Here is a 25,730-nt window from a genome sequence, read left to right as displayed (position 1 = left end):
CACATCAACGGTAAGTTATTGAGTTGAGAGATGCACTTTAGTGTCACCGCTATCCAGCCTGTTGAAAGCCAGGGCCAGTAGCAGTCCCAGCATGGGCGCAAACTGTGGTGCGCCTAGGAGAGGCGTCGGATCACCCATTGACATGCCCGCCGCAGCTACCAACGAGAACAGCGACGCTCCCCCCCCTGGAGTCTGCTTGGTGGTTGCCAGTATCGCTCTCCAGATTAGGGCAAGCCAGAAGCAAACTAGAAGCACTACGCCAACAACTCCAGTTTCAATCCATGCCTGTAAGAGGCTGTTGTGTGGAGGCCAATTTGGATCTACCCCGAAGAATGTCGCTCGGCTTGACATAACCTCTGACCATCCGCCGAAACCAACTCCAAGAACTGGGTGAGATTTGATCGCATCGGCGGCTATGGTCCATAGTTGCAATCGATAGCCTCCGGTTTTGATTGTATCTTGGCCTAAGTCAGACGAGAAGAAGGTGCTCGATAGAGTTGATGAGAGCAGTGGTAGAAGTATGAAGAGTGGCAGTATGATTAGTAGTAAGCATATCGCGCGGATCTTTGACTTCTCAGTAACTGCGGAAACGGAGTATGACAAGATGGTAAGTGTTGCCAGGTAGAATATCCCGGATTTAGATCCGGTCGCCAGAACCCCCGCGCTGAGCACCAGAATCATAGCTAAAAAGCTGCTTCTAGAGAATCTATTCTTTGTTGCTATAAGCACGCCGATTGCAACGAGCGTAAATGTTGCAGCGGTGTTGGCATTATCAAATAGGCCGCCGGATTTGGAGGGGTCGAAGATGTTGAGGGAGATGTCGCCGAGTTCGTAGTTCGAGAGGCGGTCCGGATTCTTAAAGAGCCGAAGCGAGCCGGAGAGCAGAAACGTGGCTTTTAGATCCGGAAAAAATCGGAATCCAATTATGAGCAAAGAATGTACGGCTGCTATTAATGCGCTTAGCTTTAAGCAGCTTTCGAGTGCCGCTTCTCTGGACCCTCGCCCCAACAGGAAGGGAAGGGGGAATGCAAGGAAGAACAGGCAGTAGTTTGCCCAAGCTCCATGGTTGGGCGACCAGGCAACTGAGCAAAGGGTGACTACATAGTATGCTGCCAGAAGAAATATAATTCTTCTGTCTTTTCGTAATAGTTTTATTAGCGGTGCGGAAAGAAGTATCGGTAATATTGCAAGTGGAATGTAGGATCCGAATGCCCTGATTGTATAAATCTGTGGTAGTGCTAGTAAAGCGATTGCGGCGAGTATCCAGTACTTGTAGGTAGTGCTCGTGCGCTCGCCTTGCGGATCTAAGGTCATTGTTGTTCTTGATAGACTCTGAATCGACTCAGGTTGAGCCATTTTTGTGGACTCGATGAGGCTAATTTCTTATCTCTTTCTAGATAAGGAGAGTAAATAGATTTAGTGGTGATAGAGCTTGGAGGCTTAGGCAGGGGTAGTCATATTTTTGCCGTCGACTTTAGCGGCGTGCGACTGACTAATATGCGTTCTTATGCACAAACCCTTTGAGTAGTGTTAGGAATATGATTTTAATGTCGAACCAGAAAGACCAGTTCTCAATGTAGAAGAGATCGCATTCAATTCGCTTGTGCAGATCGGTGGATCCGCGCCAGCCATTGATCTGGGCCCATCCCGTGATGCCAGCTTTCACCATGTGCTTTTTCATGTAAGCCGGGATTTCGTTCTTGAATTTGTGCACGAAGATCGGGCGTTCAGGCCTAGGGCCTACGATGGACATGTCTCCCAGCAGAACATTAATGAATTGGGGAAGTTCATCGAGGCTTGTCTTTCGAAGGAATGCGCCGGTTCGGGTGGCGCGACTCTCGCCTGCTTTCGCCCACACGGCGCCTGAAGCTGTCTCCGCGTCGACTGGCATTGAGCGAAACTTCAGCATCCAGAAGTTCTTGTTGTTCCAGCTCATGCGCTCCTGCCGGTAGAAAACCGGTCCGGGTGAGCTGAGCTTGACCGCGGCCGCAATGGCAAGCATAAGTGGAGAGATCATCAACAAGATAATTCCAGCCAGTGCGCGGTCCTCAAGAGCTTTGAGCAGCCGTGCTCCACCTTGGAGGGGTGTCTGCTGAAGGTTGATGACTGGTAGGCCGGCAACCTGCTCGACGGAGTGGTTGAGCAGGTGAACCCCGAACATGTCCGGGACGAACTTGATATCCGCAGTGGAATGCTGAAGCTGGTTCAGGGCAACTGAGATGTGCGCCTCATCACGCATGGGAAGGGCGATCCAGACTTGATCGATATGATTGGCTTCGACATATGCCCCAAGGTGGGTGATGTCACCCAGAGGTGATGCGCCCTCAACCGTTCCGCGGTCTGAGGGGGTCGTGAACCAGCCGCAGACATCGATTCCGACCCATGGGTTCTGCCGGAGCGTATCTGCAATGTGCTGAGAATCCGGATTTGCGCCGACGATCACAGCGCTGCGAACGTCCATCCCCCGCGCCCGGACCCAAGCAGCAACCGCGCGAGCCATGACCCGCATGCCGACTACTCCAGCCAGGCTCAAGCCAAACCAGAGGGCCAGCCAGAGGCGGGATAGCTCGTCGGTGAGTTGCACGGCGGTTGAGTAGGCGAGGACCCCGCCAAAGATCACTACCCACTTGAGCAGCAATTGGACGGACTCGGCGAAGAGACCTCTACCGCGCCAACTCCCATAGAGCGAAGAGGTTCCAAGCACCAGCAGGCCAAACAGGAGCGTGATGGATATCAGTCGCCCGTAGTTCATCGGCATGGTGAGGTCGCCGAACCGCAACTCGTAGGCCGCCAACGCACCGATCAGGAGAATCGCCGGGTCACCAACTCTGAGAATGAGGGCCAGCGCAGCTGTGAACTTGTTGCCCGAAGCGTTCGACAGCCCGGATTGTCCCCGGATAGATAAATACGACATTGATGATCTCTTCCCTGTAGGAAATCTGCGCATCCAGCGATTGCGCAAGCCGTCCCTCTGATGCCAGGAGTGGCGCGGCGCAGCAGATTCTGTGACACCTGTTACAATTTATCACACCATGATAACAGACCGTTCACGTGACCGTAGCTCGGTGCGGGGCATGGCGTAGAATAGGCGGCTTCCCATCGAGATGCTGTGCTCTGCGCCTCGTAACATGGATCACGGGTGTCTCTTTCGGCGGAGCGGTGCTTTCTTCCTGCGCTCCCGAAGGTGATCGCGACTGAGGGATGAAGAGTCCATCGTGTACACTGGTGGGCTTGGTCAGCAAATCTTCAGCCTCGGCGACAACGTTGTTGGGATGTCAGAAAGATGAATAGGCGGGGTAGTCGTGTTTAAGAAGGTGCTGTTCGTCTGCATTGGCAACATCTGCCGAAGTCCGACCGCCGAAATCCTGATGCGCCACGAGCTGCGCGATCGCGAAGGAGTGGAGGTCACATCTGCGGGGCTTCAGGCCCTCGTCGGCAAGCCGATAGATGCCACGGCGGGCCAACTGCTGCATGAGGAAGGGCACGCGTCTGATGGCCATCGTGGCCGATTGGCGACGCCATCGGTGCTGTGCGCGGCTGATCTGATTCTTGTCATGGAACAGGCTCACGCGGTGAGAATCGCGCGTGACGTTCCTCAGGTGAGCGGCAAGACCTTTCTGCTCGGGCGCTGGGACAAGATGGAGATTCCTGATCCCTACCGCCAGCAGCGCATCGCTTTTGAGCACGTCTATGGGCTGATCAAGCAGGGCGTGTCTCGCTGGTCCGCTCACATCAAGTAATCGCCGCACTGGTGCGGTCTTTTTATATCGAAATGGAAGCTATGACTAAGGAAACCAGTTCGCGGGCAATCCGCGAAGACGATGAGATAGACCTGCGCGAACTGCTCGGTGTACTCATTGATCGCAAGTGGTGGATTCTCGGCACAACGCTGCTTTTCGCGTTGATCGGTGCTGCCTATGCGCTGCTGTCGGCACCTGTGTACCAGGCTCAGACCTTGGTCCAGGTCGAGTCGAAGATGCCTACGATTCCTGGTCTTGCGGATCTGACCTCCCTGGGGGGCGGTGGAAGTACTGCTGCGACCACCGAGGTTGCTTTGCTCACCTCCAGAACGATCGTCGGCACCGCAGTTGATCGTATGCAACTGAACGTCGTGGTGGAGCCCAATCGATTCCCGCTGCTGGGTGGATTTCTTGCTCGCCGTTTTGAGGGCCGAGAGCCCGATGAGGTTGCGGCTCCCGTACTGGGTCTCTCTCGCTTTGGCTGGGGCGGTGAGAGTCTGCTCATCCACCATCTTGAGGTGCCGGCGAAGCTTCTCAACGAGCCCATGACGCTTGTTGCTGGTGATACGGCCGGCACCTTCGCGCTTGTTGACGACAGCGGCGACGAGATCCTCCGCGGGAAAGTGGGGACTCCCGTTGAAGCAGCCGGCGTCAAGATCGAGATCGCGAAACTCCAGGCCAACCCGGGCACCCGCTTCAAGGTGACCAAGCTGCGCCGTCTCGATGTCATCTCTCAATTACAGGAAGAGATCCGAGCGTCGGAGCAGGGCAAGGAATCCGGCATTCTTCGCATCGTGTACGAGAATCCCGATCCACTTCTTGCCGAAACTTTCGTGCAGAACATTGCCGAAGCTTATGTCCGCCAGAATGTTGATCGCAGCTCGGCTGAGGCCGCTTCACAGCTGCAGTTCGTAAAAGATCAGCTTCCGACCGTGCGTAAGCAGGTGGAGGATGCACAGGTGGCCATGTCCACCTATCAGTCGCGTGCGAATTCGGTCGATATCACGATGCAGACCAAGGGTCTGCTCGAACAGGAAGTTGCGGTTGAGGGCAGCATCCAGCAGTTGCGCATGAAGCAGGCTGAGATGGATCGCAGCTTTACGCGTGAGCATCCAGCCTATCGTGCCATGCTCAAGCAGATCAGTGACCTCCAGGGTCGGAAGGATAGTTTCCGGCGCGAGGTGAGTGCGCTGCCTGATACGCAGCAGGAGCTGCTACGGCTGACACGCGACCTGCAGGTCAGCAATGAACTGTACACCGCGTTGCTCAACCAGGCGCAGCAGTTGGACGTTGCTCGTGCTGGTACGGTCGGAAACGTTCGAATCGTTGATGACGCGGTGGTGGACACAAGCAAGCCAGTCAAGCCGCGCAAGTCGTTGATCGTCCTTGTGTCGCTTTTGCTGGGCGCGTTCCTGTCGATTGGCGGCGTCTTCCTCGCGCGCATGCTGAACCCGGGGGTCGAGGATCCGGCACAGATCGAAGAGTTGGGCCTGCCTGTCTATGCGGCAATTCCTTTGAGTGTTTCCAGCAACCTGCTGAAGATCCAGAAGGGGCGGGGTGGTAAAACCCGCGTAGTGGCTGACGGCAGGTCACACCTGCTCGCCGCAGCGGAGCCGGCAGATCTGGCTGTTGAGGCTCTGCGCAGCCTGCGGACGAGTCTTCATTTCGCGATGATGGAAGCAAAGAACAACGTCATCGCAATTTCAGGTCCGCGTCCCGGCGTCGGCAAGACCTTCATTTCCGCCAATCTGGGTGCTGTTGTCGCTCAGGCGGGCCAGAAGGTCCTGGTCATCGACGTGGATATGCGCAAGGGCACGCTGCACAAGGTGCTCGGCGTGAGCCACGTCAGCGGTCTGTCGGACGTGTTGTCTGGCAAGCTGGCGGTGGGTGATGCAATTCACGCTGTTCCCGGTTTGGAGCAGATGCATTACATGACACGTGGTGATATTCCGCCGAATCCGTCCGAGTTGCTCATGCATCCTCGATTTGTTCGGATGCTTGAGGAACTGTCTGCTCAGTACGACTTGATCATCGTAGATACGCCGCCAATTCTGGCAGTGACGGATGCGGCGATCGTTTCCAGCCATGCTGGTTCGACGCTGATGGTGACGCGGTTCGGCGTCAATCAGCCGAAGGAGATCCTGCTTTCAATGAAGCGGTTCGAACAGAACGGTGTTCAGGTGAAGGGTGCGATCTTCAATGCGGTCGAGAGACGCGCGACCGGGTACTACAGTTACGGATACTACGAGTACGCGTCGAACGAGAAGTGATTCCACGACGAGGCGCGGCACTGCCGCGTCCTCTGGTGGATGGTTGCCGAGGTAGAGTTGGGATGCAAAAAAGGCCGGGAGCATGCATGCTCCCGGCCTTTTTTGATGGTCCCAGCGCTGATTTTGGCTGCGGAGCGAAGGTCAGTCGTCGATCGTCTTTATATTTTCAAAGAAGAACGTTGGGTCGCGCTCTGATGTCATTTGATAGAGCCCATAGCTACGTGCAAGGCGGGCGCCACCATCCCGATAGAGTGGGTTCCAGGTGAAGTTGGCGCGCGCGCGCGTGGAGCGCGGTAGCAGGAAGTCGAAGGGGACGGACACATAGATGCCCTTGTCGAAGCTGCCCTCACCGAAGTCCTTGGACGATATATCGGTCTTGGTCGCGTAGGCGCCCATGGTGACGCCGTTGTCGAACGCTCGGGATACGGCCATCGTGGCGCCCCAGTCCTTTGCCAAGTAACGCCCGGCGCTGAATGCGGTCACTACCCGTCGCTCTTCGCCCCACATGTAGTAGAAGCTCGCGTGGCCAGTTGCGACGCTGTAGTCGCGGAAGCTGAAGCGTTGATCAAAGTCGCGTTGCTTCACCCAGTTGGCCTCCACGCCCACCGCCCAGCGTTCGTTGAGCGGGCGATAGAGCAGCTCACCGCCAGCGCCAGCGTACATCGATTCAAGCAGTCCGGCGTAGACCATGCCATACGTGTCCTGCGTGAGCTGGTGTGTAGCAGTCAACTGTAGGTTGGGTAGCGTCAGGTCCTCGGTCGTCATGTACCGGCGGATGTCGGTGCGAACGCGTGGCAAACGGCTTGGTGCGTCGTAACGGAACTTGTCGTAGTTGTTGTAAGCGTTGTAGCTAATGGTGCCGTTGAGCCACAGGTTGCGAGCCAGGTATGCACTGGCACTGTAGGTGCCGGCCACCTGGAAAAGCACGAAGCCGTCAGGTCCGCCAAGTGATTGCTGGTAGCCGATGTTAAAGCCGCCGTCAAACCGACGCAGCGGTGCCTGATAGAGGGTCTGCCGGTGTTGAGCGGCGGGTGGCGCCATCTCGATATGCCCGGCTAGCCTGGTCAGGTCGGACTTGTGTTCGATGTAGTCGACGAAGGCTTCACGTTCGATGCTGATTTCGACAATGGGCACGCCCAGCCGTGCGTTCTGCACGGTGAACCAATTGATGTCGTCCGAGAGTGTGCCGTCCAGAATGCGGGCCGTGCGACCGACTCCCTGCGCCGGATAGTAGAAGCGCCGCTGCTCGCCGGTGACGATCAGTTCCGATCCGCGCTGGCTGATGCGTTGCACGCGCAAACCCGCATTCTGTTCCAGCTGGTTGGCGAGCCCTGGCCAGTCGAATGGTTGACTGGCTGCATCTGGGTTGTCTCTGCCCTCCGGTGCCGTTGCGACAGGACGCTGCTTCAACGGGACCGGCATCGGATCCAGCACTTTCGCCATGGAACTGGCTTGGGCGAGGTTGGCGCGTAGTGTGACGCCGAACATCGCCAAATCGCCGCGCTCCCAGCCGAGGTGCAGCTGGACGTTCTTATTGACTGCGTATGACGCGCCAAAGTTGAACGGGCTGTTCTGGCGTTGATTGTTGTTCTGCGGTTCTCGCTTGTAGTCGTTGCCGTCGTACTCCAGCTTCAACTGAAGCGGCTCCCACGGCGTCTGGTAAGCGACGCCACCGAATACGCCGACCGGGCCGCGGAACATCCCATCGCTGTTAAGGTTGCCGGTGCCTTGCGCGCGCGGGCGCGTTTCGAAGCGATCATCGATGGCAGTGAGCGGATTCCCGAAATCACCGCGATTGCCGATGTAGCCCGTGGCAAGGCCAACGCTGGCATCGAATGCGCCCATGCGCTTGCTGGCGACCAGATACTCACTGGAAAACAGGCCGGTGCCGCCCAGGTCGCGGAAGCCTGCCGCCACTTCAGGAAGCCAGTGGCTCTCTTCAAGCAGGCGAACCTTCAGGTCGATCGACTTGTCTTTGTAGTTTTGGCTTCCGCTCAACCACTCCGGTCCATAGCGGCGATTGGCCACTGAAACATATCGAAATGCGCCCTCCAACCAAGGTAGTGGCTGCAGCACCATGTTGTATCGGCTGTAAGGTGACGTATGACTGGCGGTGAAGGCAAGTTCGCCCTCAACGGCCATGCGAGCGGTTGGGGTCTGTAGCAGGCCAATGCCGCCCCAATCGCTGGCGGTGGGTGCCGGGGCACTCTGGGCATGAAGGGCTGTGCTGATGCTCAAGCTGAGCAGTGCTAGGCTCAGGCGAGCGGCCCGTGAGCTGGTGAGGCGGGTCACTTCGGTGCTCCGGGTGCATCCAGCACCTGGGTGGCGAGGAAGCGCGCAGCATCCTCGTTGAAATCTGGGCTCACGTCGCGCGTTGTTCCTGCGTTGAGCGGAACAAAGACGATCGCGCCGGGGGCGAGGGTCGACTCACTGCTGCGGTTCCAGAGTGCAATGCCGATCTTCTGTGTCTCGCCGTCCGGTTGGATGACAAACAGATCATCTTTGCTGGCGGCGAGCAGGGCAGGGCACTGTCGTGCATAGTCCAGCGGGCGCTGGAGAGGCCGGTGCGGGATCGAACAGGGCTGCTCAACCGCACCAAGGACGGTCACTGTGCTTGGCCTGGTTGGGTAGTACAGCCTGTCACCATCGGCCAATGGTCGATTGCTGCTCAGCTCCATCTCCAGCGCACGCGGGGCGAGCCCTTGGCGAATGCGGCCGGTTACCGGCATCGCCGACATTTCTCGCGCGATATGTGTTGCTGCCACGGAGCCGTCGGGGTCGCTGCTCTCCCGACTTTCAATGGCTTCGAGGTCGAACAACAGACCTGCTTTAAGGCGCGTCTGCGCAACGAGTTCGCTGCGCTTCAGCAGGGCGGCCCCCAGCATGTAGCTACGATCATCCGGCGCGCCCGCAAGGGCTGCATCAGACAAGCGGCTGGTTACGGGGAGTGTCAGCATGCCTGGATTCCGAACACTGCCCATCACCTCGACGGTGATGGACGGCGCGGCGTGCAGAGAGACAGAGACGGCCACGCCCAAGGCAAGGGCGGCCAAGCGAAAGGTGATCAACGGTTCAGATCCGGCGAATAGGGTTTGAGCTGGATGATTTCCAGACTGGCATCGGGTGCGATGGCCTGCAGACTCTTCCAGATGAAACCATTGGCCGGGTCGACCCAGTAATGGTTCTCGCGCTTCCAGTCCTGGCCTTTCAGGCGCTCTCGGACATGGAGCAGGGCGTGAGTGTTGCCAAGAATCTCGACGTTCTCGGTGCCGAGGCGTTCAAGGGTGCCGCTGACCGGCATGCCAAATCGGTAGCCAGGCATGACGTCGTACTGGCGCTGCACAGTGATGGGCGCTTGAACCCGGTGAAGGGCATGGAACGGGTTCTCCCCCTCGATTCGCATGTCGTGCAACTCGGGCGTGCCGCCATGCGTGCCCACGAGCAGGCCATCTTCGAGGAACACGATGCTGCGGTCGTTGCTGTACCAGCCTTGACGATCGCCATCAATGCTGCCCAGAACCAATACAGCACCGCCTCTGGGACCGTTGACCTTGATCTGGGGATAGCGATTTGCTGCAACGTCAGTAGCCGTCGGTTGAACATCAGGTTTGCCCTGCATGGCCAGTTGCACGGTTTTGACGCTGGTGCGCCCGACCACGCCGCAGCCTGACAGGCCGATCGCCATCAGCACGAGCGCGACCAGGCTGCGCATTCCTTGAGTCCGTTGCGGCGCAACGAGAGCGGTCCTGCTCATCATTGGCTCGCCGTCAATTATCGAGATCGTTACGCGCGCTTGCGGCGTTGCTGATGATCGAGGTGAACGGCAGCAGCTGATTCACGAAGCGACTCCAGCGGGTCACGCCGGCTGCGCCAACGAAGACCACGTCGCCAGGCAGAAGCTCGAACTGGCTCGCCACGGCAAAGGCCGCCGGGGATTTTGCTTCCAGCTGGAACACGCTGGAGGGAGCACTCTGCAGATCGCTCGAGCCACGAATGACGTACACCGCGTTGCCGTTGGAGGTCGATTGCTGCAGGCCGCGCGCACGGCCAAGCGCTTGGCTCAGGGAAATGTCGCTAGTCTTGAAGCTCATGGCGCCGGGCTGGTTCACTTCGCCGACAACAAAAATCTCCTTGCGATCCAGGTAGGGAACGTAGAGGTGATCGTTAGCCTTGAGGAAGATATTGGTAGCACCACCACCCTGGCGACCCAGGCGGTCGAGGTCGATGGTGTAGGTAACGCCTTCGCGAGTGAGGCGCACGCCCGAGAGATCGGCCTGCGTCGGATCAAGTCCGGATTGGCTGATGGCATCACCCAGTGTCAGCGGGGTAACAGTCAACGGTACGGTGGCCGCTTGGCGGGATGCACCCGTGACCCACACGCGCTGGCTGGCATACGTGAGCATGGAGACATCGACCTGCGGGGCTTCGATGTAACGCGCCAACTTCGATGTGATCTCATCGCGAAGCGCGCCTGGCGTTTTGCCGGCGGCTGGAATCTTGCCGATGTACGGGTAGAACAGTGTGCCGTCGGACTGAACCATGCGACCCGCCGCATTGAGCTGCTGCTGCGGGCCTGCTGGCACGGTCAGCTCAGGGTGGTCCCAGACGGTGATGTACAAAATGTCGCCCGCTCCGATCTGGTAGGGCCCCGGCTCATAGCTGGTGAGCGCGATGGGCAGCGACGGAACGTCGCGCGAGGCGCGATCCATGGCGATCAGCTTCGGCGTGATCTGGATCAGCTCAATCTGGTCGTTGCCAACCGGCTGATCATCGCGCGCCAAAGCGCTGGAGCGCATGTGTTGGCCGGGCGCAAACACGCAGCCAGACAGGGTGAGGGCGAACGCCAGAGTGGCGCCGAGACGCTTGCAGTCCATCGATGATTCTTCCTGGCCCTGTCGGGCAAAACAAAAACCCCCGCCGGACCTGCGCCCGGCGAGGGCGTAATGACCTGATTCCGGTTAGCGGATCAGTTGGTGGTGCCGGTGGTGCCCGTCGTACCGGTGGTGCCGGTCGGCGGCGGGGTGGTGCCAGTGCCATTGTTGTTGCCAGCGTCGTCGCTGCTGCTGCCCGAGCCAACGGCATAGGCGACCGAAGCGACAGCGATGCCCGCGCCAATCACGGCAGCGGTGGTCAAGGCGCCGCTGGCGGCACCGGTAGCAGCGCCGGTACCAGCAACTTCCGAACTGGTGGCAGCAGTAGTGCCTTCAGCACCAGCAGCCTGCTCAACCTGGGCTTCCTGAGCCAGAGCCATCGGGGAGAAAGCCACGAGGGCGAGAGCGGCAAAGATCTTCTTCATAACGGGGTTTCCTACTCCGTGAGGTAAATTTTCGCCGTCATCTTCGCGTTTTAGGCTATTCAGTGTCAAGCCAGTTTGAGTCGATGGAACAGTTTCGCGCGCCGAATATTTGACGGCTATCGCACAAGATGGTGGCGGTTGAAGACGTGTTCGCGGCCGGAGAGTTCGGTGGCAAGACGCATGACCAAGTCGTGGGTGCGGACGGTGGGCATCAGCACAGGTAGGGCCAGCCCGAGCGCCAGCGAGAAGGCAATGATCGGCAGCGGCGTGCGCCATGCCGGGCCGCGGGTCGATAGGACGAAGGCCGTCGCCGCTGTGCCCAAAAGCCATCCGCTCACCACTTCGGATACCGAGTGCGCGTTGAGTGGGAGACGCGAATAGGCAATCGCCGCGGCAAGCAGCGAGCCGAGCAGCGCGAAGAACAACGGCTTTCCAAGCCGGCCATGCACAGCGAGATACAAGGCGACCGGATACACCGCCGCCGTCATGGTCGCGTGGCCACTAAAGCCGGTGAAATCCAGCCGGGCCCAGCCAACCCCCCAGCCCAGGAAAGCCAGCTTCGAGGTCAGGGTCAGCCCGCCGGCGACGGCCAGGCCGACCGCCCAACGAACCCGAAGGGCGCGGCTCTCTTTGGGGCCGAAGAGGATCAGCACCAGGCTCAGTGGCAACAGCCAGCGGCTGTCACCGAGTTGGGAGAGGGTGACCCACAGAGGATGCATCCACGTCGCTCGTCGCAGGGGACGGAGGAGCATAGGGCAGTTGGCGCCGCCGGGGATGAGTGGCGGGCAACCGGCCGGGCGTGGATGAGCACCCTCGTTTGCCTGTATCCTTTACGCCCTCCGTGGCCCCGTAGCTCAGCTGGATAGAGCGTCCCCCTCCTAAGGGGAAGGTCGCCCGTTCGAATCGGGCCGGGGTCACCATCGTCGCCCGTTCAGGGCGGTGCGATGCCGGCGGCGGAAGGCTCGATCGCCCCGGCAGTGAAGTGACCTTCTCAGGCACTCCGGACGTCACACCTTCCCCGGCCGCTCATAATCCTCAGGTGTCGCCCCATGCTCCGCCTCCGGCATGTCCTTGTCCTTCCACCGGGCGTCATCGTTCCTCAGCTTGTCCGGCGTGTGGCTCTTCTGCTGGTCGTCTTCTTTCGTAGCGGTCGCTCGCGGTGCAGTAGTCATGACATGTCCTCGTCTGATCAGTGATCCAGCGTCTGTTTCCCGGCCGTGCCGTGCTGGCCGAAGTTTGGCTGAGTAATCCCGTCGTCCTCTCGCACCCCGTCCGGCTCACCTTCACCGACTTTGCCGCCCTTGCCATGGCCGTGCTGGTTGTAGCCTTCGTTCTCGGCCTTCAGGCGGTCGGCGTCCGGATCATTCGCGTCCTTGTCATCCTTCGGCTGCTTGGCCGCGACGAACGGCGAAATCGGATCACTGGCCGGGAACGTCTCTTCCAGCGCTTCGTCGTGGTTCTCGGAGGTGCGCTTCCTGTCGACCTTGCCTTCCGCCGGCGGCAGGTTGTGCGTGGCGTGGGCATCTTGGGTGGAGGCGGGAGGTGTCTTGTCGTGCTGCATGGTGGAGCTCCTGCGCGAACGGGTAGGGCGGTTATGGCTCGACGCTAGCCCTGCGGCTGTTACGAAGGTGCGGGGGTGCCGTGAAGGGCGGGTGCTCCCACCGGCTTCACTTCGGACTTTCTATCGTCCAGACCTCGCCACACGGAGGCTGCCGCGATGCATGAGATGTTCGAGTTGGGGATGGAATGGTGGGAGTTCGTGGTCCGCGCGGTCGCGGTGTATGTCGTGGTCCTGCTGCTGACCCGGATGAGTGGCAAACGCTCGATGGGGCAGTCCACGCCCTTCGATATCCTGGTGATCGTGCTGCTGGGCACGGCGGTGCAGAACTCGCTGATCGGCGAGGACACCTCGCTGCCTGGTGGGCTTATCCTGGCCGCTACCCTGATCGGGTTGAACTGGTTCGTCGGGTTCGTCGGGGCGCGCAGCAAGCGCCTCAACCAGATCGTGGAGGGCGTGCCGGTGGTGCTGGCGCGGCACGGCACGATCTACTGGGATCAGGTGAAGCGCTGCAATGTCAGCCCGGCCGACCTGGAGGTGGCCATGCGCGCCAATGGCTGCGAAGGCTTCGGACAGGTCGAGCTGGCGGTGCTGGAGACCTCCGGCGAGATCACCGTGAACAAGAGCCGCTCCGAGGGAGATGACTGAGCCAAAGCGTTCGCCCGCCAGTTTCGCCGTCGCTGGATGTTGACGGTACGCCGCGTAGCGTCGAGCGCAGTCCCTCAACAGGAACACGCGCGATGTACATGACACTGGACAGTGAAACGATTGCCTCATTCGATGAAGTGATCGCCCAGGTGCCGGCCCCGACCCCGGAGCCCGTGCCACCCGCGCCGCCGGTGGAAGAACCCGGCCGTGGCGACCCACCGGCACAGGATCCCCCACAGGAAATTCCGCCGGAGGGTGATCCCGCGCCGGTGTCGCCGCCACAGGAACTGCCCCCGGATCCAGAGACGCCTTCAGCGCCTTCCGTGGAGTAAGCGACCCGTGCGGCTGGATCAAGCCGCGCGGTCAGCATGAATGATTCAGTGCTCGCGCAGTCTGAGGCGCCAAGCGCAGCGGGGTTGGCGTGCCCCGGAAGCGGCCGGGTAGACACCCCGCACACGGTGCGGTCACGACGCTGCCACGCCGTACCACGTACCAAAGGGGTACTTGGATAACGGAGTTTGCTATGCGCGCACTGACTTACCACGGCAGCAAGGATGTACGGGTCGATACCGTGCCGGATCCTGCGCTGGCCGCCCCGGACGACATCATCCTGCGGGTGACCGCCACGGCGATCTGCGGCTCGGATCTGCATCTGTACCGCGGCAAGATTCCCGATCTGCACACCGGCGACGTGCTCGGTCATGAATTCATGGGCGTGGTGGAGGAGGTCGGCGCGGGGGTGATGGACCTGCGTCCGGGCGACCGCGTGGTGATTCCCTTCGTGATTGCGTGCGGCGAGTGCTTCCACTGCCGCCTGGCCGAGTTCGCGGCCTGCGAGACCACCAATACCGGCAAGGGCGCCGCGGTGAACCAGAAGGGCATCCGCCCGCCGGCGGCGCTGTTCGGCTACAGCCATCTTTACGGCGGCGTGTCGGGCGGGCAGGCGGAGTTCGTGCGCGTGCCGAAGGCCAACGTCGGGCCGTTGCGCATTCCCGATGCGCTGTCCGATGAGCAGGTGCTGTTCCTGTCCGACATCCTGCCGACCGGTTATCAGGCCGCGATCAATGCCGGCGTGAAGCCCGGCTCCACGGTGGCGATCTTCGGCGCTGGTCCGGTCGGGCTGATGAGTGCGGCGTGCTGCCGCCTGCTGGGCGCGGAGACGATCTTCATGGTCGATCATCTGCCGTATCGCCTCGCCTTTGCGCAGCAGACCTACGGCGTGACCCCGATCGACTTCACCCAGGTTGAGGATCCCGCCGAGTACATCATCACCCAGACCAACGGACGCGGCGTGGACGCCACGATCGAGGCGGTGGGTTTCGAAGCAGAGGGCAGCGCGCTGGAATCGGCGCTGACCACGCTCAAGGTGGAAGGCAGCAGTGGCGTGGCGATCCGGCAGTGCATCGCAGCCACTCGTCGCGGCGGCACGGTGAGCATTCCCGGCGTGTATGCCGGCTTCATCCATGGTTTCCTGCTCGGCGATGCGTTCGACAAGGGCCTCACTTTCAAGATGGGCCAGACCCATGTGCAGAAGCTGATGCCGGAGCTGCTCGACCACATCGGCGAAGGCCGCTTGGACCCCGGCGTGATCGTGACGCATCGCCTGTCGCTCGAAGACGCAGTGCGTGGCTATGAAATCTTCGACCGCAAAGAGGAGGATTGCCGCAAGGTGATCCTGACGCCCTGACATGAGTGCCGTGGCTCCCGTTGCAGTACCGGCCGCTCCGCAGCCGGTGACCGAGACCGATGACCTGCAGGCCCAGGCCCGCGCGTGGATGGAACATCAACCCTCGTTGCCGCGCCCCGGCAGCGGGGACACGCTGTTGCGCTGGCAGGCGCTGGCGCATATCGCGGCACGTGATCTGTGTCTGGCCAAGGTGCTCGAAGCGCATTACGACGCACAGGCGATCCTGGATGAACTGGGCGCGGCGACACCGGACCGGGATCGGCTGGGGGCGGTATGGGCGGCCGAAGGGCCGGCAGCGACCCTGCGCTTTGATCGGGCCAGCGGCACCCTCTCCGGTGACAAACCCTGGTGCTCCGGCGCCGGCTGGGTCGACCACGCATTGGTGACGGTGCGCGATGACGGGCGCTCGCGCCTGTTCCTGGCGCCGGTGCGCCGCGCCAGTGTGAGTTTCCTGCCGCAGACCTGGCAGGCGACAGGGATGGGGCGCGTGCCGAGTGGAACCGCGCGCTTCGATCAGGTGCCGGCCATCGAGGTCGGCGCGGCAGATGCCTACCTGCAGCGCCCCGGGTTCTGGCACGGCGGCGCAGGCATTGCCGCCTGCTGGTTCGGTGGTGCCAGTGCCTTGGCCGAGCCGCTGCTGCACAACGCGCGGGCCGATGAGCCGGGCACGGTGGCCGGCCTGCTGGGTGAGATCGATCTGGCGCTGTCGCCGTGCGCCTCACTGCTGCGCGAGCTGGCCGCGCTGATCGATGCACAGCCCGAGCTGCCTCACCAGAAGGAAATCGTGCGGGCGCGCAGCGCGGTTGAACGGGCTGCCACCCTGACCCTGGACCGGGTGGGGAGGGCGCTCGGTCCAGGGCCGATGTGCATGGATCCGGCCCACGCGCGGCGCTGGGCCGACCTGACCGTCTTCATCCGCCAGAGTCACGCTGACCGCGACTGGCAGCATCTTGGCAACCTGATGCACCGGGAAGGGCGTGCGTGGACGCTGTGAATCGTCAGATCGCAGGCGGCGGCGTGACGGAAGCGCAATGGTCGGCATCGCCTTGGTTGCAGACGCTGCCTGTTGGGTCGCCTGCGGCGTTGTTTGGCACTGCGCGGCGGCTGGTGGTGGTATCGCCGCATCCCGACGATGAAGTGCTTGCCTGCGGCGGGCTGATGGCGCTTGCCCACCAGCAGGGCCTGGAAATCGCGGTGGTTTCGGTAACCGACGGCGAGGCCTGCTATCCCGATCACCCTGCGTGGACGCCGGAACGGCTGCGCGCGGCCCGCGCCGCCGAACTGGATGAGGCGCTTCGTTGCCTGGGTCTGGCGGGTGCCGAGCGGCTCTCCTGGCACATCGACGATGGCGCGGTGACGGCCAGTGAAACGTGGATTGCCGAGCAGCTGGCGGACGTGCTGCAGGCCGATGATCTGGTGCTGGCGCCGTGGCGCTTCGACGGACACCCGGACCATGAAGCGGTCGCCCGCGCGTGTGTGCAGGCCTGCGCCACGCGAGGTGCGGCACTGAAGGAATACCCCGTCTGGGGGTGGCATTGGCTGGACCCGCAGGTGGCGCCGACGGCCTGGGTGTCGGCCACGCGCTATGCGCTGGATGACGCCATCGTGGCGCGCAAGCGCGAGGCCATCCGGCAGTTCTTGACCCAGACCGGTGCGGTGGAGGGGCTGGACTGCGACCCCATCCTGCCTGCCACGGTGCTGCAGCGGTTCGAACGGAATTACGAGGTACTGATCGGATGAGCGATGTCGCCTACTTCAACGCGCTGTACCAAGAAGAGGATCCCTTCCAGTACCGCACCCGCTGGTACGAGCGCCGTAAGCGCGCGCTCACCTTGGCAAGCCTGCCGCGCGCGCGTTTTTCCCGGGGTTGGGAGCTGGGTTGCTCCAACGGCGTCCTGACGGCGGCCCTCGCCGAGCGCTGTGACCAGCTGCTCGCCACCGACCTGAGCGAAGGCGCGGTCGCCGCTGCGCGCGTGATGACGCGGGGCCATGCGCACGTCACCATCGAACAGGCACGACACCCGCAGTCATGGCCGGCCGGGGAGTTCGATCTGATCGTGCTCGGTGAGATGGGTTACTACCTGACCCCGGCAGACATGCAGCAGACCGCCGCGCAGGTGGTCACCTCGCTGGCGCCGCAGGGTGTGGTGGTCGCCTGCCATTGGCGCGTGCCGTTCGAGCAGGCGCGGTGCAGCGCGGCGTTCGTGCACGCGCAGTTGGATGCCTGTCTGCCTCGCCTGTTTTCCTATCGTGACGAGGACATGCTGCTGGAGGGCTGGTCAGCCGACACCACCTCTGTTGCCGAGCGCGAGGGGCTGCGATGATTGCCGTGACCCTTCCCGCGCACAACGAAGAACAACTGATCGCTGCCTGCCTGCAGTCGCTGCAGGTAGCCGCCCTGCATCCGGCCCTGCGCGACGAGCCGGTGGTCATCGTGGTGGCGCTGGATCGCTGTACCGACGCGACCGGCTGGATCTGCCAGCGCATGGGAGTGGAGGTGGTCAGCGTGGAGGCGGGCTGCGTCGGTGTTGCACGCGCGGCTGCCAGCGAGCGGGCGTTGGCGCTCGGTGCCCGCTGGATCGGCTGCACGGATGCGGACAGCGTGGTGCCGCCGGATTGGCTGGCGCGGCAGCTTCACTGCGGCGCGAGTGCTTTCTGCGGCGTGGTGGCGGTAGGCGACTGGCTGGACTATCCGCAGGCCGTGCGCGAGCAGTTCCTGCAGGGTGAGCATGCGGTGGACGGGCATCCGCACGTGCACGGCGCCAACATGGGCTTCAGCGCGACGGCGTATCGGCAATCGGGCGGCTTCGCGCCACTGGCGACCGGTGAGGACGTCGCGCTGATCCAGACCATGCAGGGCGCAGGCATGCGGGTCGCACGCCTGGCCAGTCCGCGCGTGATGACCAGCGCCCGCCGGCAGGCGCGTGCGCCGCATGGCTTCAGCGACTTCCTGCGTCGGCTGGAGCAGCGCGTTGCGCTGGCGACGGATGACGTGATGGGCGACGTTGCGCCGTCGTCGTTGCTGGCGCGCTGATGGAGCCGATCGACCTGCTCGGTTGGGCGGCGACCGCCGTGTTGATCGCCACGCTGTGGCGGCAGATCTGGAAGCAGTGGACGGCCGACGACGCGCAGGCGGTATCGACGTGGTTGTTCGTCGGCCAGATCACCGCCTCCGTGCTGTTCATCGCGTACAGCGCGGCCACCGGATCGATCGTGTTCGTGGTGACCAATTCGCTGATCCTGCTCACTGCGGTTGCGGGGCAATGCCTGTCATGGATCAAGCGGAAAAGGGCTGGGAAGTAACACGCATTTCGCACGCCGACGACGCGCCGTGCACATCGATCACGCAGGGCGTTGAGCTCGCTGAACACTTGTATTTCAGTGTCACGCCGACTTCATGGCCGATGCGGAAAAGTCGACTCACCCCGACAACAACTCACGGGCCAAACCGGACCAACAGGAGTACATCGCAGTGAATACCGAATCGAAGACCGCGCATAACTTGAACGACCTGATCGAAATCGCCCGCGATGGCCAGGAGTTCTACACCGAGGCCGCAGGCAAGGTCGAAGATGCCGAGTTGGCGGCGCTCTTCACCCGTATTGCCGGTGTCAAGAATGAGATCGTCCGCTCGCTGAGCGCCACCGTTGTCGCCGCAGGCGGCAAGCCGGCCGACCATGGCACCTTCGTCGGTTCCATGCAGCAGTTCTACGGCAAGGTGCGCGCCACCCTGGGCGACAAGCAGTACGGCTACGTGGCCGAGCTGGAAGAATCCGAGGATCGCCTGCTGAAGGCGTTCAAGGACACCCTGACCGACGCCGACACCTCGCCGGCCGCGCGTCAGGAAGTGCAGCGCCTGCTGCCGCAGGTGCAGGAATGCCATGCGGTGATGCGCGACCGCAAGCACGCGATGAAGCACTGAGTTCCAGTCGCTTCCTGAAGCGGTACCAGAACAGCCCCGGCACTGCCGGGGCTGTTCGTTTGTGCCCGGGAACCCTGGCGTAGACCAGACCCCGCATGGCACCGAACGGTGGTGCGGGAATTGGTGCATACTCGGGACAAAGAGCCGCTTGGATTTGTTATGGAACACATGCGTTGGCTGACGCTTCGTCTCAGCAACAATCAATCCATCGGCCCGAAGGTGCTGATGGACCTGTGGGCCAACGCGTGCGAGACCAATCAGTCCTCGGTGACCCGCGAAACGCTGCCCGGGAAATCGACCTCGTACGCGCTGCATGCACCGACGTCGCTGGCGTATCCCAAGCGCGCCGAGCTGCGCATGCGCAAGCTGCTGGAAGAAGCCGGTTACACCTTCACCCTCGGCTCGCTGGCCGACCGCCCGGCGCCCCAGCCGGTGCGCTTCCGCTGACGCCGTTCAACGGCGTCGCATTCATCCCTGCGGCCCGCCGCCGCCACGGCGCGTTCAGTCGGCCGGATCGGCGGCCACGCTGCGGACCATGATCCGCACCGGCATCCCTGCGGCATGCGGCACGGACTCCAACGGGGCCCAGCCCAACCGGCGATACAGGCCGCCATCATCGGCTTCGGTCTGCAGGTAGATATCGCGGACGCCGAGCGCCCGGCCGCGCACCACTAGTTCAGCGATGACCTTCTCGGCCAAGCCGCGCCCGCGGTGCGCCGGATCGACATACACGCCGCCCAGCCAATGCAGGCGTTCGGGCCGTTCGGTGCGTTCATGGAACTTGAGCTGCGCGGCAGCGACGGGAACCTCACCGTCCAGCGCGATCAGCAGCAGCGGCAGCTCATCGTCCTGCAGGAAGACCTCCAGCCGTTGCTGCTCATCCAACAGCGCCATTCCGGGAACATGGTGTCCCCATTCCTGGAAATACCACCCGGCCACGAGCGGCAGCAGGTCGGGGCGATCACTCAGCGGAACGATGGTGCAGGCCACGGTAAACGCTCCATGTTGTACGGGTCGGCCGCCATGGTACGCGCATGCGCGGCTTGCGGTGCCCTTTGCCCTGCGCGCAGACTATCGGCATGCCTGCCAGCGCCTGCCACCTGCGGTGTTACGGAGCGTCCAGCGACGTGGACCGGCACGACTTTGCGCAATGGGTGCTACCGCTGCGCGGAGACCTGGATGTTGAGGTCGATACGGTTGGCGGCCGCCTGGATGTGCTGCAGGGGGCTTTCGTGGCGCCCGGCGAGGGACATGCGCAGACCGGCGATGGCGACCACCTGATGCTGATCGTCGACTGCCCGGCCGGGGTGATCGATGACGATACGCTCGACCACCTGCGCCGCCAGCGCTGGCTGGCCCTGCCCAAGAGGTTGCGGCAGCGCCTGACGGGTGCGGCGGCGCACGCCAACGACGATCTGCTGGCAGTGCTGTTGCAGCAGTACGCGCCCGCCGGCAGCGCAGCGCGGCTGCATGCGCTGTGCACCCGGCTGACGGCCCATCCCGGCGCGGACTGGAACGTGGCCCGCATGGCGGCGCTGGTCGGGATCAGCGGCAGCCGCCTGCACGCAGCCTTCGTGCAGGAGTTCGGGGTACCGCCGCAGGCCTGGCTCAGCGCCTGCCGGCTGCGCTGGGCCAAGCATCGGCTGCTCACCAGCACCGACAGCATCGCCACGATCGCAGTGGATGCCGGGTACTCCGAGCACAGTGCGCTGACCCGTGCCCTGCGCCGGGAAACCGGGCTGACCCCGCAGGCGTTCCGGCGGCAGTAGCCTCGGTCAAGACGCCGTCGCCCGCGGCTCCTACACTGCGCGGCCAATGCACAAGCGCGAGCCACAATGAAACGATCGATGGGCGTGGGCATCGCCAATGGCATTGCCGCCGGCGCGCTGTGGGGCGTGGTGTTCCTGGCCCCGGCGATGCTGCACAGCTTCAACGCCGCGCAGCTCTCGGCCGGCCGGTACCTGGTCTATGGCCTGATTGCCGTGGTGCTGCTGGCACCGCGCTGGCGGCAGCTCAAGGACCGGCTCGGCTGGCCTGAGTGGCGGGGCCTGTTGTGGCTGAGCCTGGCCGGCAACCTGGTCTATTTCCTGCTGCTGGCCAACGCGGTGCAGTGGGCCGGCGGTGCCGCCGCTTCGCTGATCGTCGGGTTGATTCCGGTGGTGGTGACCCTGGCCGGCGTGCGCGAGGAAGGCGCCGTGCCGCTGCGACGCCTGGCCCCTGCGCTGCTGCTGTGCCTGCTCGGCGTGGCGCTGGTGGGCTATGAGGCCTTGATGGCCGAACACGCTGAGGGCTCGGCCGGGCGAAGGCTGCTGGGCCTGCTGTGCGCGGTCGGTGCCTTGTTGTCCTGGGCGGTGTATTCGATCGGCAACAGCCGTTGGCTGGCGCGCCGGCCGGACCTGTCCGGGCACGACTGGTCGCTGCTGACCGGCATCACCACCGGCGGGCTCGCCCTGGTGCTGGTGCCCAGCGCCTTCCTGACCAGCACGACGGTGCATCCCCCCGGCGAGTGGCTGACCTTCTGGCTGATCAGCGCAGGCGTTGCCGTGGTCGCCTCGGTGCTCGGCAACGCGTGCTGGAACCGCGCCAGCCGCAACCTGCCGTTGACCCTGACCGGCCAGATGATCGTGTTCGAAACCCTGTTCGCGCTGCTGTATGGCTTCGCCTGGCAGCAGCGCTGGCCGACGCTGATGGAGACGGTGGCGATCATCTGCCTGGTGTCCGGCGTGCTGATGTGCGCGCATGCGCATCGGCCGCCCGCGGCGGTGGCCGAGCACGTTGGCTAGGGCAGCCGTTGTGCCGCCTGGATGGTGTCATTCGCAACTTGTTTGCCGACGATCAGTGCAGATGACGTGCGGCGATCTTTTGCGATGCAGCACTTGACAAGCAGGGCGGCGGCGTAGTTTTCTTGGCCCATGGTCATCACCGTCGCCCACGCCCACCTGCTCGCTCCCGCCTCCGCGGGCGGCCAGGCCGTGTCGACCGGTACCACCATCATTACCTCCGCCACCACTCGCCCGGTGCGGCCCGTCGTCTTCGCGTAATTTCCGAAAACCACGGCCCCGCACCCAGATCAGGTGGCGGGGAAGACTCTCGAACCTGATGTGACGCGGGGCCTCCCATCGAGGTCAGCATGTCTTCTGTCGCCGCTTCCGCTCCACCTTCCGCCCTGCCTGCCGTCTCCGTCGCCTCGCGGGCCGGCGTGGCCACCGTGGTCCACAAGTTCGGCGGCACCTCGGTCGCCGATGCCGAGCGCTATCGCCACGTGGCGCAGCTGCTGCTGGCGCGTGACGAGGCGATGCAGGTCACCGTGGTCTCGGCGATGAAGGGCGTCACGGACGCGCTGATCGCGGTGGCGACGCTGGCGGCCGACGATGGCTCGGCCTGGCGCGAGCAGTGGCATGCGCTGCGGGCGCGCCATCGCGGCGCGGCCGTGGCCCTGCTCGGTGAGCACGCCGGCGCGACGGTGGAGTGGCTGGACCAGCGCTTCGACGCGTTGGCCGAGGTGCTGGGCGCGCTGGCGGTGATCGGTGGCTTGCCCACCGAGGTGCTGGACCGCGTGCAGGGCATGGGCGAGGTGTATTCGGCGCAGCTGCTCGGGAAGTATCTGCAGACGCTGGGCGAAGACTGCGCGGTGCTGGATGCGCGTGATGTGCTGGTGATCGAACGCGGTGAGCTGGGCGTGGACGTGGACTGGGTGCGCAGCGCCGAACGCCTGGCCCAGTGGCGCCTGCAGCACCCGCAGGTGCGCATCGTGGCGACCGGCTTCGTCGCCCGCGACCGCCAGGACCGCATCACCACGCTCGGCCGCAACGGCAGCGACTATTCCGGTGCGATCTTCGCCGCGCTGTTCAACGCCGATGAGCTGCACATCTGGACGGATGTGGACGGCGTGCTCTCGGCCGATCCGCGGGTGGTGCCCGAGGCGGTCCAACTGGAAGCGCTGAGTTACGACGAGGCCTGCGAGCTGGCGTACTTCGGTGCAAAGGTGGTGCACCCGCAGACGATGTCCCCGGCGATCGAGCGTGGCCTGCCGATCATCATCCGCAACACCTTCCATCCGGATCATCCGGGGACGCGCATCACCGCCGAGCGCACCGTTTCCGGCCCGATCAAGGGGCTGACCCTGAGCCCGGACCTGGCCGTGCTCAATCTGGAAGGCACCGGCCTGATCGGCGTGCCGGGCACGGCCGAGCGCGTGTTCGCGGCGTTGCGCAATGCGCATGTGTCGGTGGTGATGATCTCGCAGGGCTCCTCCGAGCATTCGATCTGCTGCGTGGTGAAACAGGCCGAGGCCGTGCGTGCGCGCGAGTCACTGTTGCAGGCCTTCGCCCACGAGTTGAGCCTCGGCCAGGTGCAGCGCGTGCAGCTCACCGACAACGTCAGCGTGCTGGCCGCGGTGGGCGATGGCATGGCCGGGCAGCCCGGCGTGGCCGCGCGCCTGTTCGAATCGCTGGGCCGCGCACAGGTGAACATCCTGGCGATCGCGCAGGGCTCGTCCGAGCGGAACATCTCCGTGGCCGTGGACAGCCGCCACGCCACCAAGGCCCTGCGGGCGGCGCATGCCGGCTTCTGGCTGTCGCCGCAGACGTTCTCGGTCGGTGTGATCGGCCCGGGCAACGTGGGGGCGGCGCTGCTGGACCAGCTGCAGGCGGCGCAGGGGCAGTTGCTCGGCCGCGCCAATGTGGATCTGCGCCTGCGCGCGGTGGCCTCGCGCACGCGGATGGTGCTGGACGAGCGCGGCCTGAAAGGCGACTGGCGCGCAGCGCTGTCCGGTCCTGCGCAGCCGAGCGATCTGGACGCATTCACCGAACACCTGCTCTCCGCACATCTGCCGCACGCGCTGATCATCGACTGCAGCGGCAGCGCCGATGTGGCCGACCGCTATGCCGGCTGGTTGGCGGCGGGCATCCACGTGGTCACCCCGAACAAGCAGGCCGGTGCCGGTCCGCTGGAGCGCTATCACGCAATCCGCGAGGCGGCCGCCGGCAGCGGCGCGCGCTTCCGTTACGAGGCCACGGTGGGCGCCGGCCTGCCGGTGATCACCACGCTGCGCGACCTGGTCGATACCGGCGATGAAGTACTGGCGATCGACGGCATCTTCTCCGGCACGCTGGCATGGCTGTTCAACAAGTACGACGGCCAGGTGCCGTTCTCCGAGCTGGTCAGCCAGGCGCGGGGCATGGGGTATACCGAGCCGGACCCCCGTGATGACCTGTCCGGCGTGGATGTGGCGCGCAAGCTGGTGATCCTGGCGCGTGAGGCGGGCCGTGAGCTCAGCCTGGAGCAGGTGCGCGTGGAGAGTCTGGTACCTGAAACACTGCGCCAGGCCAGCGTGGACGATTTCATGGCCGGCCTGCCGCAGATCGATGCGGTGTTCGCCGAGCGCCTGGCCGTCGCCAAAGCGGACGGCGCGGTGCTGCGCTATGTGGCGCGCCTGACGCCGGACGGCGCTGAAGTCGGCCTGGTCGCGCTGCCGGCCGGGCATGCCTTCGCCAACCTGCGACTGACCGACAACGTGGTGCAGTTCACCACGCGCCGCTACTGCGACAACCCGCTGGTGGTGCAGGGCCCGGGCGCCGGGCCGGAGGTCACCGCCGCCGGCGTGTTCGCCGATGTGCTGCGCGTGGCGGTGGGCGAAGGAGCACGTCTGTGAGTGAGGGCAGGAGGACGGAAGCACGCGCGTTCGCGCCGGCCTCGGTCGGCAATGTGGGGGTGGGATTCGACATCCTCGGCCACGCCATCGAGGGCGTCGGCGATACGGTGACAGTGCGGCCTATCGCGGCGCCCGTGGTTCGCATCCACGCGATCCGCGGCACCACGGTGGATCTGCCGCGGGTCGCCGAGGACAACACCGCCGGCGCCGCGTTGATCGCGCTGCGCGCCGCGCTGGATCTGCCGTTTGGATTCGAGCTGGAGATCGACAAGGGCATCGCGCTGGGCTCGGGGATGGGCGGCTCGGCCGCCTCGTGCGTGGCGGCGCTGGTCGCGGCCAATGCGCTGTTGCCGCAGCCGCTGTCGCGTGAGGCACTGTATCCGTTCGCGTTGACCGGCGAGGCGGTGGCCAGTGGTGGCCGCCATGGTGACAACCTCGGGCCGATGCTGCTGGGTGGCTTGGTCTTGAGTACCGCCGATCGCCTGGTGTCGGTGCCGGTCCCGGCCGCGTGGCACAGCCTGCTGGTGCATCCGGATGCGGTGCTGGAGACGCGTCGCGCACGTGCCGCGCTGCAGGGGCATTACGCGCTCGGCGAATTTGTTGCGCAGAGCGCAAATCTGGCGTTGGTACTCAGTGGCTGCTACACCGCCGATGCCTCGCTGGTCCGCGCCGGCCTGCGTGACGTACTGATCGAACCGCGTCGGGCAGGGCTGATCACCGGGTTTGCCGCCGCGCGCGATGCGGCACTGGATGCCGGGGCGATGGGCGCCAGCATCTCCGGCGCGGGGCCGAGCGTGTTTGCCTGGTTCGAGCAGCGTGATGCGGCGCTTGCTGCGCAGGGCGCGGTCCAGCAGGCGTTCGCGGACGCAGGCTTCGCGAGTCAGGGCTGGGTGTCGCCCTTGAATGCCCCCGCCGCGCGCCTGCTGTGACGCTTCCACTCTTTCTACGTTGGGATA

Annotated in this window: 27 protein-coding genes and 1 tRNA gene; 17 read left to right on the top strand and 11 right to left on the bottom strand. The window is 63.7% G+C overall.

The genetic code is table 11. The annotated features are described in order from the left end of the window. Positions 1-15 precede the first annotated feature (15 nt). Positions 16-1,314, bottom strand: a complete 1,299-nt coding sequence (locus ABE473_RS07170) for an O-antigen ligase family protein (RefSeq protein WP_346488970.1) — start codon at positions 1,312-1,314, stop codon at positions 16-18. A gap of 178 nt (positions 1,315-1,492) precedes the next feature. Beyond that, the gene (locus ABE473_RS07165) at positions 1,493-2,914 is read right to left on the bottom strand and encodes an undecaprenyl-phosphate glucose phosphotransferase (RefSeq protein WP_346488969.1); all 1,422 of its coding nucleotides are present in this window, start codon (positions 2,912-2,914) and stop codon (positions 1,493-1,495) included. Positions 2,915-3,302: 388 nt separating this feature from the next. Between ABE473_RS07165 and ABE473_RS07160 the strand changes: the two genes are divergently transcribed. Together ABE473_RS07160 and ABE473_RS07155 are read left to right on the top strand one after the other, a co-directional pair. Next, complete coding sequence (locus ABE473_RS07160) at positions 3,303-3,740, top strand: low molecular weight protein-tyrosine-phosphatase (protein WP_319623931.1); 438 nt, start codon at positions 3,303-3,305, stop codon at positions 3,738-3,740. Between the two features lie 41 nt (positions 3,741-3,781). Continuing rightward, positions 3,782-6,010, top strand: coding sequence for a polysaccharide biosynthesis tyrosine autokinase (locus ABE473_RS07155; protein WP_346488968.1), 2,229 nt, complete (start codon positions 3,782-3,784; stop codon positions 6,008-6,010). A gap of 141 nt (positions 6,011-6,151) precedes the next feature. Here ABE473_RS07155 and ABE473_RS07150 read toward each other — a convergent pair whose 3' ends face one another. The 6 genes from ABE473_RS07150 to ABE473_RS07125 form a co-directional block, all read right to left on the bottom strand. Then, the gene (locus ABE473_RS07150; RefSeq protein ID WP_346488967.1) at positions 6,152-8,302 is read right to left on the bottom strand and encodes a YjbH domain-containing protein; all 2,151 of its coding nucleotides are present in this window, start codon (positions 8,300-8,302) and stop codon (positions 6,152-6,154) included. Then, positions 8,299-9,078, bottom strand: coding sequence for a capsule biosynthesis GfcC family protein (locus ABE473_RS07145; RefSeq protein ID WP_319623934.1), 780 nt, complete (start codon positions 9,076-9,078; stop codon positions 8,299-8,301). Before ABE473_RS07145 ends, ABE473_RS07150 begins: the two co-directional genes overlap by 4 nt. Next, on the bottom strand, positions 9,075-9,722 hold the full coding sequence (locus ABE473_RS07140; RefSeq protein ID WP_346488966.1) for a YjbF family lipoprotein: 648 nt from the start codon (positions 9,720-9,722) through the stop codon (positions 9,075-9,077). Before ABE473_RS07140 ends, ABE473_RS07145 begins: the two co-directional genes overlap by 4 nt. 55 nt (positions 9,723-9,777) lie before the next feature. Further along, positions 9,778-10,884, bottom strand: a complete 1,107-nt coding sequence (locus ABE473_RS07135; RefSeq protein WP_346488965.1) for a polysaccharide biosynthesis/export family protein — start codon at positions 10,882-10,884, stop codon at positions 9,778-9,780. Positions 10,885-10,976: 92 nt separating this feature from the next. Further along, complete coding sequence (locus tag ABE473_RS07130) at positions 10,977-11,306, bottom strand: hypothetical protein (protein WP_346488964.1); 330 nt, start codon at positions 11,304-11,306, stop codon at positions 10,977-10,979. Between the two features lie 116 nt (positions 11,307-11,422). Further along, positions 11,423-12,025 carry a phosphatase PAP2 family protein gene (locus tag ABE473_RS07125; RefSeq protein ID WP_346488963.1) on the bottom strand — a complete coding sequence of 201 codons (603 nt, stop codon included), beginning with the start codon at positions 12,023-12,025 and terminating at the stop codon, positions 11,423-11,425. Positions 12,026-12,149: 124 nt separating this feature from the next. Here ABE473_RS07125 and ABE473_RS07120 point away from each other — a divergent pair. Then, positions 12,150-12,226, top strand: a tRNA-Arg gene (locus ABE473_RS07120). Positions 12,227-12,495: 269 nt separating this feature from the next. On the opposite strand, the gene ABE473_RS07115 is transcribed toward ABE473_RS07120, so the two are convergent. After that, on the bottom strand, positions 12,496-12,867 hold the full coding sequence (locus tag ABE473_RS07115) for a hypothetical protein (RefSeq protein ID WP_346489007.1): 372 nt from the start codon (positions 12,865-12,867) through the stop codon (positions 12,496-12,498). Positions 12,868-13,023: 156 nt separating this feature from the next. Here ABE473_RS07115 and ABE473_RS07110 point away from each other — a divergent pair, with 156 nt between their 5' ends. From ABE473_RS07110 to ABE473_RS07065, 10 genes are all read left to right on the top strand, one after another. Continuing rightward, positions 13,024-13,512, top strand: a complete 489-nt coding sequence (locus ABE473_RS07110; RefSeq protein ID WP_346478044.1) for a YetF domain-containing protein — start codon at positions 13,024-13,026, stop codon at positions 13,510-13,512. Positions 13,513-13,604: 92 nt separating this feature from the next. Then, a complete protein-coding gene (locus ABE473_RS07105; protein ID WP_346488962.1) occupies positions 13,605-13,844 on the top strand; it encodes a hypothetical protein in 240 nt (79 codons plus the stop codon). Between the two features lie 191 nt (positions 13,845-14,035). Next, entirely contained in the window at positions 14,036-15,199 is a 1,164-nt protein-coding gene (locus tag ABE473_RS07100) for a zinc-dependent alcohol dehydrogenase (RefSeq protein ID WP_319207935.1), read from the top strand. Between the two features lies 1 nt (position 15,200). Next, complete coding sequence (locus ABE473_RS07095; protein WP_346488961.1) at positions 15,201-16,193, top strand: acyl-CoA dehydrogenase; 993 nt, start codon at positions 15,201-15,203, stop codon at positions 16,191-16,193. Then, entirely contained in the window at positions 16,181-16,939 is a 759-nt protein-coding gene (locus ABE473_RS07090; protein WP_346488960.1) for a PIG-L family deacetylase, read from the top strand. Before ABE473_RS07095 ends, ABE473_RS07090 begins: the two co-directional genes overlap by 13 nt. Further along, a complete protein-coding gene (locus tag ABE473_RS07085; RefSeq protein WP_346488959.1) occupies positions 16,936-17,523 on the top strand; it encodes a class I SAM-dependent methyltransferase in 588 nt (195 codons plus the stop codon). The genes ABE473_RS07090 and ABE473_RS07085 overlap by 4 nt, the downstream gene beginning before the upstream one ends. Continuing rightward, complete coding sequence (locus ABE473_RS07080; protein WP_346488958.1) at positions 17,520-18,233, top strand: glycosyltransferase; 714 nt, start codon at positions 17,520-17,522, stop codon at positions 18,231-18,233. The genes ABE473_RS07085 and ABE473_RS07080 overlap by 4 nt, the downstream gene beginning before the upstream one ends. Continuing rightward, complete coding sequence (locus tag ABE473_RS07075) at positions 18,233-18,502, top strand: PQ-loop domain-containing transporter (RefSeq protein ID WP_179459095.1); 270 nt, start codon at positions 18,233-18,235, stop codon at positions 18,500-18,502. Before ABE473_RS07080 ends, ABE473_RS07075 begins: the two co-directional genes overlap by 1 nt. A 169-nt stretch (positions 18,503-18,671) precedes the next feature. Beyond that, positions 18,672-19,121: a PA2169 family four-helix-bundle protein gene (locus ABE473_RS07070; protein WP_019183020.1), complete on the top strand. Its 450-nt coding sequence runs from the start codon at positions 18,672-18,674 to the stop codon at positions 19,119-19,121. Positions 19,122-19,280: 159 nt separating this feature from the next. Continuing rightward, positions 19,281-19,568, top strand: a complete 288-nt coding sequence (locus tag ABE473_RS07065) for a hypothetical protein (RefSeq protein ID WP_046272599.1) — start codon at positions 19,281-19,283, stop codon at positions 19,566-19,568. A 54-nt stretch (positions 19,569-19,622) separates the two neighbouring features. Here the strand turns inward: ABE473_RS07065 and ABE473_RS07060 are convergent, their stop codons facing one another. Then, entirely contained in the window at positions 19,623-20,111 is a 489-nt protein-coding gene (locus ABE473_RS07060; RefSeq protein ID WP_346488957.1) for a GNAT family N-acetyltransferase, read from the bottom strand. 89 nt (positions 20,112-20,200) lie between these two features. On the opposite strand from ABE473_RS07060, the gene ABE473_RS07055 reads away from it, so the two are divergent. Both ABE473_RS07055 and ABE473_RS07050 read left to right on the top strand, forming a co-directional pair. Further along, the gene (locus tag ABE473_RS07055; RefSeq protein ID WP_346488956.1) at positions 20,201-20,890 is read left to right on the top strand and encodes an AraC family transcriptional regulator; all 690 of its coding nucleotides are present in this window, start codon (positions 20,201-20,203) and stop codon (positions 20,888-20,890) included. Positions 20,891-20,956: 66 nt separating this feature from the next. Then, entirely contained in the window at positions 20,957-21,904 is a 948-nt protein-coding gene (locus tag ABE473_RS07050; protein WP_346488955.1) for a DMT family transporter, read from the top strand. On the opposite strand, the gene ABE473_RS07045 is transcribed toward ABE473_RS07050, so the two are convergent. Continuing rightward, positions 21,901-22,035, bottom strand: a complete 135-nt coding sequence (locus tag ABE473_RS07045; RefSeq protein ID WP_346488954.1) for a hypothetical protein — start codon at positions 22,033-22,035, stop codon at positions 21,901-21,903. The two genes, ABE473_RS07050 and ABE473_RS07045, sit on opposite strands and share 4 nt — an antisense overlap. Positions 22,036-22,251: 216 nt before the next feature. On the opposite strand from ABE473_RS07045, the gene thrA reads away from it, so the two are divergent. Together thrA and ABE473_RS07035 are read left to right on the top strand one after the other, a co-directional pair. Continuing rightward, positions 22,252-24,774 carry a bifunctional aspartate kinase/homoserine dehydrogenase I gene (gene thrA, locus ABE473_RS07040; protein WP_346488953.1) on the top strand — a complete coding sequence of 841 codons (2,523 nt, stop codon included), beginning with the start codon at positions 22,252-22,254 and terminating at the stop codon, positions 24,772-24,774. After that, positions 24,771-25,703: a homoserine kinase gene (locus ABE473_RS07035; RefSeq protein ID WP_346488952.1), complete on the top strand. Its 933-nt coding sequence runs from the start codon at positions 24,771-24,773 to the stop codon at positions 25,701-25,703. Before thrA ends, ABE473_RS07035 begins: the two co-directional genes overlap by 4 nt. Positions 25,704-25,730 lie beyond the last annotated feature (27 nt).

The organism is Stenotrophomonas sp. TWI700 (assembly GCF_039673645.1).
Taxonomy (GTDB): Bacteria; Pseudomonadota; Gammaproteobacteria; order Xanthomonadales; family Xanthomonadaceae; genus Stenotrophomonas; species Stenotrophomonas maltophilia_AA.
The sequence above is the reverse complement of the archived record's forward strand: the minus strand, read 5'-3'. Positions and strand labels throughout refer to the sequence as shown.

Excerpts from the sequence above, each read along its gene's own strand:
- ABE473_RS07125 (WP_346488963.1), bottom strand. The coding sequence starts at position 12,025 with ATGCATCCTCTGTGGGTCACCCTCTCCCAACTCGGTGACAGCCGCTGG.
- ABE473_RS07155 (WP_346488968.1), top strand. The coding sequence starts at position 3,782 with ATGACTAAGGAAACCAGTTCGCGGGCAATCCGCGAAGACGATGAGATA.
- ABE473_RS07130 (WP_346488964.1), bottom strand. The coding sequence starts at position 11,306 with ATGAAGAAGATCTTTGCCGCTCTCGCCCTCGTGGCTTTCTCCCCGATG.
- ABE473_RS07055 (WP_346488956.1), top strand. The coding sequence starts at position 20,201 with ATGCCTGCCAGCGCCTGCCACCTGCGGTGTTACGGAGCGTCCAGCGAC.
- ABE473_RS07100 (WP_319207935.1), top strand. The coding sequence starts at position 14,036 with ATGCGCGCACTGACTTACCACGGCAGCAAGGATGTACGGGTCGATACC.
- ABE473_RS07165 (WP_346488969.1), bottom strand. The coding sequence starts at position 2,914 with ATGTCGTATTTATCTATCCGGGGACAATCCGGGCTGTCGAACGCTTCG.
- ABE473_RS07045 (WP_346488954.1), bottom strand. The coding sequence starts at position 22,035 with ATGGGCCAAGAAAACTACGCCGCCGCCCTGCTTGTCAAGTGCTGCATC.
- ABE473_RS07095 (WP_346488961.1), top strand. The coding sequence starts at position 15,201 with ATGAGTGCCGTGGCTCCCGTTGCAGTACCGGCCGCTCCGCAGCCGGTG.
- ABE473_RS07075 (WP_179459095.1), top strand. The coding sequence starts at position 18,233 with ATGGAGCCGATCGACCTGCTCGGTTGGGCGGCGACCGCCGTGTTGATC.
- ABE473_RS07105 (WP_346488962.1), top strand. The coding sequence starts at position 13,605 with ATGTACATGACACTGGACAGTGAAACGATTGCCTCATTCGATGAAGTG.
- thrA (WP_346488953.1), top strand. The coding sequence starts at position 22,252 with ATGTCTTCTGTCGCCGCTTCCGCTCCACCTTCCGCCCTGCCTGCCGTC.
- ABE473_RS07050 (WP_346488955.1), top strand. The coding sequence starts at position 20,957 with ATGAAACGATCGATGGGCGTGGGCATCGCCAATGGCATTGCCGCCGGC.
- ABE473_RS07140 (WP_346488966.1), bottom strand. The coding sequence starts at position 9,722 with ATGCGCAGCCTGGTCGCGCTCGTGCTGATGGCGATCGGCCTGTCAGGC.
- ABE473_RS07085 (WP_346488959.1), top strand. The coding sequence starts at position 16,936 with ATGAGCGATGTCGCCTACTTCAACGCGCTGTACCAAGAAGAGGATCCC.
- ABE473_RS07115 (WP_346489007.1), bottom strand. The coding sequence starts at position 12,867 with ATGCAGCACGACAAGACACCTCCCGCCTCCACCCAAGATGCCCACGCC.
- ABE473_RS07170 (WP_346488970.1), bottom strand. The coding sequence starts at position 1,314 with ATGACCTTAGATCCGCAAGGCGAGCGCACGAGCACTACCTACAAGTAC.
- ABE473_RS07080 (WP_346488958.1), top strand. The coding sequence starts at position 17,520 with ATGATTGCCGTGACCCTTCCCGCGCACAACGAAGAACAACTGATCGCT.
- ABE473_RS07065 (WP_046272599.1), top strand. The coding sequence starts at position 19,281 with ATGGAACACATGCGTTGGCTGACGCTTCGTCTCAGCAACAATCAATCC.
- ABE473_RS07135 (WP_346488965.1), bottom strand. The coding sequence starts at position 10,884 with ATGGACTGCAAGCGTCTCGGCGCCACTCTGGCGTTCGCCCTCACCCTG.
- ABE473_RS07110 (WP_346478044.1), top strand. The coding sequence starts at position 13,024 with ATGCATGAGATGTTCGAGTTGGGGATGGAATGGTGGGAGTTCGTGGTC.